General features: G+C 34.4%; 8 protein-coding genes and 1 pseudogene. 8 read left to right on the plus strand and 1 reads right to left on the minus strand.

The genetic code is table 11. The annotated features are described in order from the left end of the window. From O1Q80_RS04625 to O1Q80_RS04650, 6 genes and pseudogenes are all read left to right on the plus strand, one after another. Positions 1-2,964 (plus strand): Eco57I restriction-modification methylase domain-containing protein, encoded by a 2,964-nt coding sequence (locus O1Q80_RS04625; RefSeq protein ID WP_386695965.1) that lies wholly within the window; start codon positions 1-3, stop codon positions 2,962-2,964. Beyond that, the gene (locus O1Q80_RS04630) at positions 2,954-4,546 is read left to right on the plus strand and encodes an Eco57I restriction-modification methylase domain-containing protein (protein WP_386695967.1); all 1,593 of its coding nucleotides are present in this window, start codon (positions 2,954-2,956) and stop codon (positions 4,544-4,546) included. The genes O1Q80_RS04625 and O1Q80_RS04630 overlap by 11 nt, the downstream gene beginning before the upstream one ends. 26 nt (positions 4,547-4,572) lie before the next feature. Next, positions 4,573-5,619 carry an SIR2 family protein gene (locus tag O1Q80_RS04635; RefSeq protein ID WP_386695969.1) on the plus strand — a complete coding sequence of 349 codons (1,047 nt, stop codon included), beginning with the start codon at positions 4,573-4,575 and terminating at the stop codon, positions 5,617-5,619. After that, positions 5,619-7,370, plus strand: coding sequence for an ATP-binding protein (locus O1Q80_RS04640; protein ID WP_386695971.1), 1,752 nt, complete (start codon positions 5,619-5,621; stop codon positions 7,368-7,370). Before O1Q80_RS04635 ends, O1Q80_RS04640 begins: the two co-directional genes overlap by 1 nt. 365 nt (positions 7,371-7,735) lie before the next feature. Next, a pseudogene (locus tag O1Q80_RS04645) lies at positions 7,736-7,894 on the plus strand (Type 1 glutamine amidotransferase-like domain-containing protein); the annotation flags it as partial. 123 nt (positions 7,895-8,017) lie between these two features. Continuing rightward, the gene (locus O1Q80_RS04650; protein WP_386695972.1) at positions 8,018-9,226 is read left to right on the plus strand and encodes an IS256 family transposase; all 1,209 of its coding nucleotides are present in this window, start codon (positions 8,018-8,020) and stop codon (positions 9,224-9,226) included. A gap of 128 nt (positions 9,227-9,354) precedes the next feature. On the opposite strand, the gene mnmC is transcribed toward O1Q80_RS04650, so the two are convergent. Beyond that, entirely contained in the window at positions 9,355-11,379 is a 2,025-nt protein-coding gene (mnmC, locus tag O1Q80_RS04655) for a bifunctional tRNA (5-methylaminomethyl-2-thiouridine)(34)-methyltransferase MnmD/FAD-dependent 5-carboxymethylaminomethyl-2-thiouridine(34) oxidoreductase MnmC (RefSeq protein WP_386695973.1), read from the minus strand. Positions 11,380-11,531: 152 nt separating this feature from the next. Between mnmC and fabB the strand changes: the two genes are divergently transcribed. Continuing rightward, positions 11,532-12,752, plus strand: coding sequence for a beta-ketoacyl-ACP synthase I (gene fabB, locus O1Q80_RS04660; RefSeq protein ID WP_386689804.1), 1,221 nt, complete (start codon positions 11,532-11,534; stop codon positions 12,750-12,752). A gap of 135 nt (positions 12,753-12,887) precedes the next feature. Next, the gene (gene gshAB, locus O1Q80_RS04665; protein WP_386695975.1) at positions 12,888-15,164 is read left to right on the plus strand and encodes a bifunctional glutamate--cysteine ligase GshA/glutathione synthetase GshB; all 2,277 of its coding nucleotides are present in this window, start codon (positions 12,888-12,890) and stop codon (positions 15,162-15,164) included. The last annotated feature ends 31 nt before the right edge of the window (positions 15,165-15,195 follow it).

Genomic DNA, 15,195 nt, shown 5'->3' on the forward strand with positions numbered 1-15,195 from the left:
ATGGATTTAGAAATGAAGAAGCAGGAGTTAAATAGACTTGTGAATGTTTTTTCAGAAAATTTGCCATACTATAAAAATCAAAAAAATAATTTTAATGAGCAGATGACTAGACAACAATATATAGATGGTTTTTTAAGGTTACTAGGTTGGGATATTTCTAATCCCGACGGATTATCATTTAAGGAACGAGAAGTTGTAGCAGAAGAATATTCTACAGTTAACAGTAAAGATAGACCAGACTATACAATTAGAATGAATGGAATGAGCAAATTCTATGTAGAAGCAAAAAAAGTTAGTGTTGATATCAGTTTAGAAGAAGCCCCAGCTTTACAAGCTAGAAGATACGGATGGAATGCTGGACATGATATTTCGTTACTTACAAATTTTGAATATTTAGCAATATATTTAACTTATGAAATGCCCAGAGAATCTGATGTTGCTGGTAAGTATAGATATAAACTTTATCATTATTCTGAGTATGAAGAAAAATTTGAAGAAATATATAGTTTATTATCAAGAGAGAGTCTTGTTAACGGAACATTTAATAAGTGGATAGATTCTATACGACCAGAAGATGCAACTAAAACATCTTTAGATAAAGTTTTTTTAGATCAGTTGAATGGTTGGAGAGTTTTGATTGCAAATGATTTATTAAGTTCTGGTTGCAATATAAATTCATATGGAAACATTAATGAATGTATACAGACATTTTTAAATCAATTAGTGTTCTTGAGGTTCGCAGAAGATAATAGATTTGAAAATCAAAATAGCTTAAAAAATGAAATACTAAGTCATAGAAGTTATAAAGATTATTTCAAAGCACTAGATAAAAAATATAATTCGGAATTATTTAAAAACTATAGCCTAATAACAGATTTGAGTGAAAATGTTTTAAGTAATATAGTAGAAAATTTATATTTTCCTGATGTTTCGTATGATTTTTCTGTAATTGATTTATCGATTTTAAGCAAGATATATGAAAATTTTTTGCAACAGGAAATTGTAATTAATGATGGAATAGCAACATTAGAGAAAACGAAAAGTGCAAAAATCAAATCTGTAATATCTACACCTGATGAAATAGCAGTATCAATGGTAAAGCAGGCTATATCTGATAAAATTATTGGAAAATCGGTTGAAGAAATACTGAAATTAAGAATAATTGATATCGCTGTTGGATCTGGGATTTTTTTGATTGAGATTTATAATTTTCTAGAAAGACATTTAGTAGATTTATATGCGGATAAAAATAGCGAATTTATTGATGAAAAAGTGGTGCCGTTTGCTGTTAAACGAGCGTTGATAGAAAAGGTGTTATTAGGATTTGATATAAATAATCAAGCAGTTCAACTTACACGATTCTCTTTATTATTAAGGTTATTATCCAATGAAGATAGGGAACGAATAGAGGATATTTCACCAATATTACCATCACTTACTAAAACAATTGTATGTGCGAATTCGCTAGTCAGTGATGCTGATATAGATATAGTATCTGTAAATAAAGATGATTTGTATGAGATTATGCCTATGAGAAGTGAAGAAGAAAGGCAGATGCAGTTTGATATTATTATTGGGAACCCTCCATATTTGAAAAAAGAAGACGTTATTAATTCAACTCCTAAAGAAGAGATATCAGCATATGAAGTGAAATATGAAAGTGCATATAAACAGTATGATAAATATTTTTTATTCATCGAGAGAATAGTAAACCTATTAAAAGAAGATGGACAAGGTGTACTTATAGTTCCAAACAAATTTTTTAATGTTGCATCTGCATTGAAATTAAGAGATTTTCTTTTAAAGAAGAAGTGTATAGCTAAAATTTTTGATTTTGGAAGCAAACAATTGTTTAAAGGTGTTATTAACTATGTGTGTGTTTTAAAACTAGAAAAGAATTATGGAAATTCTTTTGAATATACGAAAGTTTCATCGCCAGAAGATATTTATAATAATAAAAATGGATTAATTTTTGATATTTCAAAATTAGATATTTCACATTGGTTTTTAACAGATGATAGTGCAATTCTTAAGAAGTATGAATATGCAAAAGAAAATTTTCCTTGTATTGAGGAAGAAATAATACCTACTAACGGTATACAAACTAGTAAGAATGATGTTTATATAATACCGAAAAATACAATAGTTTCAAATGAAAATGGCGTAGTTACATTTATAAAAGATAGACAGAAATTCAAAGCAGAGATAGAACTATTGAGAGAATATTATTTGCCAAGTAAAAGTGATGGGGCAAATAAGTCATATCAAAATCTAAAATCAACAAACTATGTGATTTTCCCATATATTAACGGAAAAATCATACATGAAAAAGAGATGAAAGAAAATTATCCAAATACATGGAGATATCTACACTATTTTAAAGATAAATTACTTCCAAAAAGTTTAGGAGGTAAACGAGATGTAAGAGGAAATGAAGGTGATTTTGAATGGTATCAGTATGGTCGCTCTCAAGCCTTACGGGAAGTTGATAAAGAAAAAATAATTGTTGGAGTGCTTTCTAGAGAACCAAACTTTAATATAGATAGGAATAATATTGCATATTCATCGGGAGGCACAGCAGGTTATATAGGATTGTATTTGAGAGATAATTCAAAATACAACTTGGAATATATTCAAGCTTGGCTTAGTCACTGGTTTACAGATGAGATTTTTAAAACTATAGGCAGTGATTTTGAAGGAGGTTTTTACACTCACGGAACAAATATGTACAAGGATATACCGCTTCTACCAATTGATTTTGAAAATGAATATGAACATAAAGCTTTTGATAGAATTTCTGAATTGGTAAAGAGTATTAATACTATAAATGAAGAGATAGAAAATGAGACTGATTCAAGAAAAAAAGAACTTAATTTAAGAATTAAAGAAAATATGATATCAAAAATAAATACCAAAATAGACGAATTAATAGAATTAAAGGTGGAAGAAAATAATGAATGTTAAAAGTAAGCAAACAGAAGAAAAATTAAACGGCGTTTTCTATACACCTTTTGAAATTGTTGATTTCCTTACAAGCTGGATTATAGATAAACAACAAATTTTTAATGTATTAGAACCATCAGCGGGAGATGGTAGATTTGTAAAACAGATAGTTGAACTTGCAAATAAAGCAAATGTTACAGCGGTTGAAATTGATCCTTTGGAATGTGAAAAAATCAAAGCTATTGATAATACAAAGGTTATAAATGATGATTTTTATAATTTTTATGAAGAGATAAAAGATAGAGGAATTAAATATGACGCTGTAATAGGAAATCCTCCGTATATTAGATATCAATTTTTATTAGAAGAACAGAGAAATTATCAAAGTGATATATTAAAACGCAACGGCATGAAACCTAATAAATTGATAAATTCATGGGTTGCTTTTACAGTAGCAAGTATTGAATTATTAAGTTTGGGTGGAAAATTTGCATTTGTTTTGCCAACGGATCTTTTGCAAGTGTCTTATGCTAAGGAGCTTAGAAAGTTTATTTTCAAGGAACTAAAAGAAGTAACTATTATTCGTTTTAATAACATTGTGTTTTCTGGAATACAACAGGATGTAGTACTTATTTTTGGTATAAAAAGAGATATGGAAAGCAAAAAAACATTAATAAGGAATATTAATGTAAAAGATATGTCTCAATTATCCAATAAAATCTATGCTACTCCATTTGAATATTATGATTTTGACAATAGTGACAAATGGAGAAAATTTTTGTTAAGCAAAAGCTTTATGAAATTCTATGAAGATAAATTTATTAATGAGACTACCTCAATCAAAGATATTAGTACCATTGAAGTGGGCATTACCACTGGAAATAATAAAATCTTTGTTGTAAATAATAAGACGGTTAATAAGTATAATTTAGATGATTATAAAGTTCCTTTGGTTGGAAGAAGTTTAGATGTTTTTGGATTGTTTTATACAGAAAATGATATTTCATATAATAGTTTAAATGGTAGAAAAGTTTGGCTATTAGATTTCAATAACAGGAAATTAAATAGAGGTGCAAAAAAATATATAAATGAAGTGGAAAGTAGAGGCGAACATAAAGGATATAAATTAGGTTTAAGAGATAAATGGTACGAAGTTCCATCTATATGGATTCCAGATGCATTTTTACTTAGAAGGATGGGGAATTTTCCGAAGATAGTCAAAAATGAAATTAAAGCTACGAGTACAGATACTTTTCACAGAATCAGATTTAATGAAGGAATTGATGTTGCAAAAGCATTGGTATTATTTTATTCCTCAGTATCACTTCTATCTTTTGAACTAGAAGGAAGAGTTTTTGGTGGTGGAGCTTTAGAAATATTGCCAGGTGATTTAAAAAATGTTAGATTACCTAAAATTAATAATGGGTTAGATTATATTGAAATCTCAAAAAAAATAGATGAAAAACTTAGAGAAAACCATGAGTTCACAGAAATTGTAAAATGGGTGGACAATTTAATTCAACCATTATCAGGGTTCAATAAATCTGAAATTAATGAAATATATGATGTATGGAATAGTCTAAGGAGGAATAGAGTAGAGTGATATATTTTACTTAAAGGAGGAAGAAGATGGATATAGATATAGATATGGATAATCTAAAGAAAAAAATCCAAAGTTTCTTTGACCAAGGAACTGTAACAATAGTAGGTTCTGGACTATCTTGTGCTGAGGGCATTTCAGGAATGAAAACACTATCTGAAAAACTGATTAAAGATGTTCCTAAGAAGCTAAGTACTACAGATATGGAATATTGGAGAAGCATAGAAGAAACCTTAAATAAAGGAACAGATTTAGAATCTACACTACAACAAAATAAAGTAACAAGTAATATTGAAAAAGCAATTGTTGAGACTGCATATGAACTTATCTCCAATGAAGATATATCAATTTTTACGGAAATTATAGAAAAAGGTAGAACATTAAGATTTTCTGAGTATTTATCATGCTTTAATGTTGATTTGTATAATTTAAATGTAATAACGACTAATTATGATTTATTAATAGAGTATGCTTGTGAGATCAAAGGATTGGGCTATTCGGATTCATATTGTGGGAAAATCATTTCTGTATATTCTCCTGAAAATGCTGAACAAGAAATGATTAGAGGTATTAAAAAAGGCAAGAAACCTATGAATTACTATAAGCCACATATAAAAATATATAAACCACATGGATCTATTAATTGGAAACTCATCAATGGAAAACTTAATAAAATAAATCATATGAATTGTGGTATACCGTGTATAATTACCCCAGGTTCTAATAAATATGAAAAAGGATATGAAGAACCTTTTGATTATCATATTGGAAAAATGGGGCAGGAGATAGATAATGCAAAAAGGTTGATTTTTATTGGGTATGGTTTTAATGATAACCATTTGGAAACTCATTTAAATAAACCAGAAAATATTTCCAAACCTAAACTAATTGTAACCAGAACCTTATATGATAATGCAAAAAAAATTGTTGACAATTCGCCAAATACTATAGCTATAGAAGAAATGAAAATAAATGATAAGGGTTGTGGAACAAGAATTTACTTTGAAAAACAAACGCATGAAATTAAAGATAAAAAAATATGGGATATATCTGAACTAATTAAGGAGGTGTTTTGATGGATAAGTTAGTGTTTCAAGAAAATGATACAATAGGTTCCGTTATTTATGTGGATACTAATCAGGTTTTAATTGAAGTAGAGGATAATGAGAAAATATCATTATTAAATGTTGGTAGTATTGTTGCTATTCAAACCACAAGAGCCTTTGAATTTACAATTGGAATTATAGATAAAGTAAGACGAAAAGCGAATGAATTAATGGAATTAGAAGATTCAACGGATGAATATAATGAAAACCTTGAAGGAGAAGCATACATTTCATCAGATGTAATTCAAGTTTCGTTAATCGGAACATACAAAACTGTCGATGGAGATACTAAAAATTGCTTCAAAAGAGGAATTGATACTTTCCCACAAATTACACATCATTGTTATTCGATTAATGGTAATAACTTAAAGTTATTTATGAATATTATTAGTGATGATGTTTCTTTGGAAAAACAATTGGTTATAGGAAAATTTGCAATTGATGACAATGCTACTGCAATTTTAGACGGCGATAAATTTTTTCAAAGACATGCTTCTATTTTGGGAAGTACAGGTTCAGGTAAAAGTTGGTGTGTTGCAAACTTGATAGAGGAAGCCAGCAAACTTAATAATCCTAATATTATTGTTCTTGATATGCATGGTGAATATAAGTCATTATGTGATACAGACAAGAAATATGCTGATTATTATAAGATTGCAGGACCAGGAGACTTAGAAAATGATGATGAAAAATATGTTTTCTTGCCATATTGGTTATTAAATAGAGATGAAATGTTATCTATGGTGTTAGACAGATCTGATAGTAATGCTCCCAATCAAGCTTCTAGATTTACGTTTCACGTAAGAAGTTTGAAAGAAGATTCTTTAAGAAAATTAAATAAAACTAAAGTTTTAAGTACATTTACAGTCGATTCTCCAATTCCTTTCGATATTAAAGACTTGATTGTAGAATTGAAAAAAGATGATACTCAAAAAGGCATTGGTGCAAAAGGGCAACCAGTAAAAGGCGATTGGGAAGGTAAGTTAACTCGTTTTATTTCTAGACTGGAGACAAAGATTCTGGATAAACGATATGGATTTTTGTTTCAGCCAAATATTAATACATTAAATTATGATTGGCTATCCAAGTTGTTGTGTCAGATGATTGGCGTAGATGACGAAAGAAAAGGTATAAAAATTATTGACTTTTCAGAAGTACCTTCCGATGTTTTGCCTATAGTTACTGGAATCATTTCAAGATTACTGTTTGATGTGCAAATATGGATGGATGAAGAAAAAAGAACTCCTTTCGCTATTTTGTGCGATGAAGCTCATTTGTATCTTCCAATACAAGAGGATGCTGATAGTGTTCAAAAACAAGCGCTAGGGAATTTTGAGAGAATTGCAAAAGAAGGTAGAAAGTATGGGATATCTTTAGTTGTTATTAGTCAGAGACCTTCAGATGTAAGTAAGACAATTTTAAGCCAATGTAATAATTTTTTGGTACTACGATTGTCGAATGACAGAGATAAGTCTGTAATAAGAAATTTACTACCAGATGCATTAAAAGGTATTTTAGATCAACTACCTCTATTAGATGTAGGAGAAGCAATAGCGGTTGGAGATGCAATATTATTGCCAAGTAGAATTAGATTAAAAATGCCACAATTAAAACCTATTAGTGCAACTAAAAATTTTTGGATAGAGTGGGAAAATAAAAAGGCAAATAATGCTGCAATTATTGAAGCTGTAGAAAATATGAGGTGTCAAACTAAAGAATAGAAAAGAGAAGACTTTTGCATAGAAGATAATGATTAAAACAGTTAGAAATGCCGTATCAAAACTAAATGATGAAGAATGTTTAGATTTGTTGGATAAAGAATAATGCTGTGCTTGCAATATGCTTGCAAAAAATCAGATAAACAGAAATAAATTGGATAATAAGGATAAATCCGATAATAAAAACCTTGATTTTATGCCATTTACACAAAACAACATCAATGGACATATCGAGTGGGAATAACGCAATAATATTTAATCTACATTCTAAAAGTGATGCTAACTTCAGACATTTGAAATTTTATTCTTTTTATTTGTAAAACTCAGGCTGATAATAGGGTTGGTTGTTTAGAAAGGAGAACAATATAATGAAAAACTTGTTATTACTAAGTGGCTCAAAATATAAAGATACTGATTATCTCGTTCACGCATTACCAGGGTTCGAAACCTTTTTAAAAGATTATAAAGGCAAAAAAATGGCTTTTGTGCCTTATGTAGGGATTGTTCGTTCCTATGAGGAATATGATGAATGACGAAATGAATCAAAAAAACTGATCGCTGGAACGGTAACTTTAGTTTGTGCGAGCCTATACCAAAATTTGTGTAAATACCCGTTTCTGAGATAATAACCAAAAACAGGTATTTTCATTATGAATGAACAACAAATTAAATTATTGGCTAACGAACTAGCCAAAAACCTCAAAACGCCAGAAGATCTCAATCAGGTTTCTCGCGTGCTGAAAAAAATCACCGTGGAAGCCGCTCTCAATACTGAGCTTACCTCACATCTCGGTTATAAGAAAAATCAGCCAAGAAAGGCTAAAAATAGCCGAAATGGTTATAGTCAAAAAACCTTGCTCACCGATGAGGGGGATATTGAACTCAACATTCCCCGAGATCGTGAAAGCACCTTTGAACCCCAAATTATTAAGAAAAATCAAACTCGCATCACGGGTATGGATGAGCAAATCATTGCCTTATATGCCAAAGGGTTAAGTAATCAAGAGATTGTTGATTCGTTTAAGGAATTTTATGATGCCGATGTTTCACCTAGCCTAATTTCTCGGGTGACTGATTCAGTCAAAGAACGCATTATTGAGTGGCAAAATGAACCCCTTAACGCGGTGTATGCCATTGTTTATTTGGATTGTATCGTGGTGAAAGTTCGCCAAGATGGTCGGATTATCAATAAATCGGTTTTTGTCGCTTTGGGCGTGAATCTGGAGGGACGCAAAGAGCTGTTAGGGCTGTGGATCGCCGAAAATGAAGGGGCAAAATTTTGGTTAAACGTGCTAACCGAGCTTAAAAATCGTGGCGTACAGGATATTCTAATTGCCTGTATTGATGGCTTAAAAGGCTTTCCTGAAGCGATTAATACGGTCTTTCCTGAAACGAAAATTCAGCTTTGTATCGTGCATATGGTTCGTAATAGTTTGAAATATGTCAGCTGGAAAGATTACAAAGCCGTAACGGCGGATTTAAAGCTGATTTATCAAGCACCTACGGAACAGACAGCCCTGCAAGCACTGGCTGATTTTGAGCAAAAATGGCAAGCAAAATACCCCTTAATCGCCAAAAGCTGGCAGACTCATTGGGCGAATTTAGCCACGATTTTCAGCTACCCTGACGATATTCGCAAGGCAATTTACACGACAAATGCGATTGAATCGTTGAACAGTGTGATTCGGCGAGTGATTAAAAAACGAAATGTCTTCCCGACAGACGAATCTGTGATTAAAATAGTGTGGCTTGCGATTAAAAATGCGTCTAAAAAATGGTCAATGCCAATCCGAAATTGGCGAGCAGCATTGAACCATTTTGTGCTAGAATTTGGTGATCGCTTAAATGATCACCTTTAAGTGAAATTGGTGTTTACACAAAATGTGGGATAGGCTCGTTTGTGCCATTATTTTCTTTGGTGGATTTGCTGAAATTTATCTTAGATCATGTCAGACAGTGGGTTAAATTTTGAATTTAATCCACTTTTTTACACCACACCCCCTTTCAACAACTTCCGCATCCAACTGCGATTTCCCACCAAATTATGCAAAATATCTTCACTTAACGGCAATGGCTCACCGTAAATTAATGAACCTAATAGTTCGCCGAGCAAAGGGGCGGAGGTTAAACCGCGAGATCCTAAAGCACCAATTAGGTACAAATTTGGGTGGTTAGCTGCTTGTGGAATGGGTTGTCTGCGGCGGCGTAGGTTGTAGATATTTTTGTAATCAATACGTTGTTGCTCAAAATTTGGTACGTTACCGACTAATGGCATGCGATCTCGCATGGCACAGCGAACGCCTACTCGGGCAAGATTGGAAGAAGTATCCACGTCTTTTGTCCAGTTTTCTGGGTGATTAAGTGCGGTGAGATTTTGTTGAATTTTTTGTTGGTTTTGTTGCTGTTCTTCTCGGCTAAAATGGCGAGTGGCATTATCCCTAACGTGGCTTGCACCGATACAGTGGCTCATTTTCGATTGATCCACTGGCGTTAAATAGCCGTCATAACAAAGTACGGTGTTGAGTTTCAGTAAATTCTCGCTAGTCGGAATTTGGCTCACTTGTCCACGTACAGGGTAAGTTGGCAATGGTTGGGTTGGCTCAAATTGACTGAGTTGATGACCGTTGGCAAGGATCACAATTTGATGTGGAAACTGTTCATTCTGTTGATTGGTTAACAGCCAACTATCTTCTTGTCGCTGAAGTGCGGTGATTTTTTGCGATGTTTTTAGGGTTAAGCCTAATGCTTGCAAATAAGCAAAGGTGTTTTGCACAAATTGGCGAGGATTGAGCCACGCACCTTGTGGAATAAAACCTCCGCCACAGGGCAGTGGCAAGCCGACAATATCCGATAATTGTTGTTGGTTAAGCGGTTGATAAAGATTGTCGTGCCATTGATATTGCGAAATTTTATCTAATTTCACCGCACTTTTTTGATCATAACCACACAATGCCACCCCACAAAATTGGTGTTCAAATTCAATGCCTTGTTTGATTGCCCATCTGAGTTGCTGTTGACCATAAGCAAAGGCATGAATATAGAAACGAATATTGCGAATATCATCATCACTTAATTGCGGATAAAATGCCCCTTGTTTGTTGCCTGAGGCGTTTAAGGCAGGTTGTTCATCTTCACAATAAAGCGTGACTTTTGCTCCACGTTGCAACAGGGCAAGTGCGGTAAAAAGTGAGGCAATGCCACCGCCGATAATTGCAATTTCCGCTTGTTGTTCAAATTGGGCGGTTTGCCAGTGATACCAAGGAAAAGCAAAGTGCGGTGTATTTTGGGTGAGTTTTTGACCACTCAAACATTCTCGTTTCTTGCCAAATCCCTTGCGTTTTTGCACAGCAAAACCTGCATTTTCTAAACCTTTTCGCACCGCACTTGCGGCGGTGAATGTCGCAAAAGTGCCGTTGAGTTTGCTGTAACGGTACATTTGTGTATAGAGATTATCATGCCACATATCGGGATTTTTGCTGGGTGCAAAGCCATCTAAAAACCATGCGTCAATGCGGTTTTGCATATAATCACCGAGTTGCAGAAGTTGTTCATTGATGTCACCAAACCAGAGATCTAAGGTGGTTTCAGCAAAATGAAAACGATAACAACCCGCAATAGGGTTAAGCCATTTTTGTTGTAATGATTGGGCGATGTCAGCAAATTGAGGGTAAGCCTGTTGAGCTAATTTGAGTTGCTCAAGGGGAATGGGATACTTTTCAAAGGAAATAAAAAATAGGCGTTTCAACTTTGATTGTGGATTTTCATGGCGGAATTGGCGAAATAATGCGGTGGTACTGAGAAAATTCAACCCTGTACCAAACCCCGTTTCTGCAATGACAAAATGGCTATCTTTTGATGCTAACCAACGTTGCCAAAGCTGATTTCCTTGTTCAAAAACGTATTGGCTTTCGGCTAAACCGTCTTGATTGCAAAAATACACATCGTCAAATTGTTGAGAAACGGGAGTATTGTCTTGATTAAAATGAATTTTTGCCGATTGCACTTGTAGCATGATTTTATTCCTTTTTAACAGGAGGTTATTTTGCTATAATAGCGGAAATTTTTGTACTGGTCGAACAAATCAATTTCTACTTGAAATATTTTTATTTCGTAGTAAGTTAGCCAAAATTTTAACAAATTTTCACTCATAAGGAAAAATAAGCAATGAGAAGAGCGGTTATCACTGGGTTCGGTATTATTTCTAGTATTGGTAATAATAAAGAAGAAGTATTAGCTTCATTAAAAGCAGGTAAATCAGGTATTGAATTTGTGCCAGAATTTGCTGAGATAGGAATGCGTAGCCAAGTGGCTGGCACCATTAAATTAAATCCAGCGGAATTGATTGACCGTAAAATTTATCGTTTTATGGGAGATGCCGCCGCTTATGCTTATCTTTCTATGAAAGAAGCGATTGAAGATTCTGGTTTAGCGGAAGATCAGGTGTCCAATGATCGTACTGGTTTAGTGATTGGTGCGGGTACTGGATCAGCTCATAGTCAGTTAGTTGCTTGTGATGCGGTGAGAGGTCCTCGCGGTGTAAAAGCGGCTGGTCCTTATGCGGTGACTAAAACCATGGCATCAAGTGTATCTGCTTGTTTGGCAACACCTTATAAAATTCGTGGCGTGAACTATTCTATTAGTTCAGCTTGTGCGACTTCTGCACATTGTATTGGTCATGCTTGGGAATTAATTCAGTTAGGCAAACAAGATGTTGTTTTTGCTGGTGGGGCAGAAGAATTATCTTGGGAATGTGCGGCAGAATTTGATGCAATGGGTGCAGTTTCTACAAAATATAATGAAACACCGACTAAAGCCTCTCGTGCTTATGATGCGAACCGTGATGGGTTTGTGATCGCAGGTGGCGGTGCCGTTGTGGTGGTGGAAGAATTAGAACATGCGTTAGCTCGTGGTGCAAAAATTTATGCAGAAATCGTAGGTTATGGTGCAACTTCTGATGGCTATGATATGGTGGCTCCAAGCGGTGAGGGTGCTGAACGTTGTATGAAACAAGCCTTAGCAAGCGTGGATACGCCAGTGGATTATATCAATGTACATGGCACTTCAACACCAGTAGGTGATGTAAAAGAGTTAGGGGCAATTCGTAATGTATTTGGCGAACAAAAACCTGCTATTTCAGCCACTAAGTCAATGACAGGTCACTCATTAGGAGCAGCAGGGGCTCACGAAGCAATTTATACGCTATTAATGTTACATAACGATTTTATAGCACCAAGCATTAATATTGAAACCCTTGATGAACAAGCGGAAGGATTGAATATCGTGACAGAAACCAAAGAGCATGCAGGCTTACAAACTGTGATGTCAAATAGCTTTGGTTTTGGTGGCACCAATGCAACTTTAGTGTTTAAGCGTTATACTAAATAATAGAACCTAGATTGTTTAGAAAATAGTTGCTATTCATCATAAGACTAGCAACTATTTTTTTATGATGGCGAAAAACGTGAAACAATGGTATGTTAAAGGCATATTTTGATTATTTAAATGAATTTAGGAGATAAGATGGAACTACAGAGTATTATAAAACAAAACCACTTAGGATTATTATTTCAACAAGGATTATTTGGGGTAGAAAAAGAAAGTCAGCGAGCCTATGGTGATGGTTCAGTGGCGACAACAGCACACCCAAAAGCCTTTGGTAGCAGAGCCTATCACCCTTATATTCAAACGGATTTTGCCGAAAGTCAGTTAGAATTAATTACTCTACCCAATAAAAAATTAGAAGACTGTTTACGTTGGTTATCCGCCATTCATGAAGTGGTACTACGTACACTTCCCGAGGATGAATATATTTTCCCGATGAGTATGCCAGCGGGATTGCCACCGGCGGATCAAATTCAAGTGGCTCAATTAGAAAACCCTGAAGATGTGGCTTATCGTGAACATTTGGTGAAGTCTTATGGCAAGAACAAGCAAATGGTGAGCGGAATTCATTATAATTTTCAGTTTGATCCCGAATTAGTCAAAGCCTTGTTTAATGCTCAAAACGAAATCAAAAGTGCGGTGGAATTTCAGAATAATTTATATTTGAAAATTGCTAAAAACTTTTTACGTTATCAATGGGTGCTATTGTATTTGTTATCTGCTAGTCCGATGGTGGACGATGATTATTTTAAAAATGGTGTACCACAAGATTTAAGCCCAATGGTGAGAAGTTTACGTTCCAGCAAATATGGTTATGTCAATGATCCTGATGTGATCGTTTCTTTCGATAACCTAAATGCTTATGTAGAAAGCCTTGAGCATTGGGTTAATTCAGGCAAATTAATCGCCGAAAAAGAATTTTATTCTAATGTGCGTTTGAAAGGTTCAAAAAAAGCCCGTGATTTTTTACAAACAGGGATTCAATATTTAGAGTTTCGTTTGTTTGATTTAAATCCGTTCGAACCTTACGGTATTAGCCTAAATGACGCAAAATTTATTCATTATTTTATTTTATTAATGGCATGGCTTGATGAAACGGCAACGCAAGAAGATGTGGAGCTAGGTCAACAACGTTTAGGTGAAGTTGCATTAGAAGATCCATTTTCCGTAACAGCTTATTCGGAAGAGGGGGAACTGTTGTTGTTCGCCTTGCTTGATATGTTAAAGGATATTGGAGCGGAGCAAACTGCGGTGAAAATTGTACAAGAAAAGATTATGCAATTTTCTCAACCGAATAACACCCTTTGTGCAAGGTTAGTCAATGAAATTGTCAAAGCAGGGGGCTATCAACAGCTCGGGGCGAAATTAGCTAAACAATATAAGGCTCAAGCCTTTGAGCGTTTTTATGCGTTGTCTGCTTTTGATAATATGGAATTATCCACCCAAGCCTTGTTATTTGATCTCATTCAAAAGGGCATTAAAACAGAAATTTTAGATGAAAACGATCAGTTCTTGTGTTTGCAACATGGTGATCATATTGAATACGTGAAAAACGGCAATATGACTAGCCACGACAGCTATATTTCGCCATTGATTATGGAAAATAAAGTAGTCACTAAAAAAGTGTTGGCGAAAGCAGGCTTTAATGTGCCGCAAAGTCTTGAGTTTACTAGTATTGAGCAAGCCGTGGCAAGTTATCCATTATTTGAACATCGGGCAGTAGTGATTAAGCCAAAATCCACCAATTATGGTTTAGGCATTACCATTTTCCAACAGGGCGTACAAAATCCCGATGATTTTGCCAAAGCGGTGGAAATTGCGTTTCGTGAAGATCAAGAAATTATGGTAGAAGATTACCTGAAAGGCACGGAATACCGTTTCTTTGTATTAGGTGATGAAACCCTTGCCGTGTTATTACGTGTGCCTGCTAATGTAGTGGGTGACGGTGAACGTACCATAGCCGAGCTTGTCGCTCACAAAAATAATCACCCTTTACGTGGTGACGGTAGCCGTACACCATTAAAACGCCTTAGCTTGGGTGAAATTGAACAGTTACAATTAAAAGAGCAAGGTATGGATATTTTCAACACGCCAGCTAAAGATCAGATCGTGCAGTTGCGAGCTAATTCTAATATCAGCACTGGCGGTGATAGCATTGATATGACAGACGATATGCACCCGAGTTATAAAGCCTTAGCGGTAGGTATTGCCAAAGCCATGGGAGCAGCAGTTTGTGGGGTGGATTTGATTATCCCTGATTTAACCAAACCTGCCGAACCGACTTTGCAATCTTGGGGCGTGATTGAAGCAAATTTCAATCCGATGATGATGATGCACATTTTCCCTTATCAAGGAAAATCCAGACGTTTGACCTTAGATGTGATTAAAATGCTGTTTCCAGAGTTGAAAATCTAGCATTAACGCCATAATCTTGATAGGATCTAGT

The organism is Lonepinella sp. MS14435, assembly GCF_042485795.1.
In the GTDB taxonomy this organism is placed as follows: domain Bacteria; phylum Pseudomonadota; class Gammaproteobacteria; order Enterobacterales; family Pasteurellaceae; genus Lonepinella.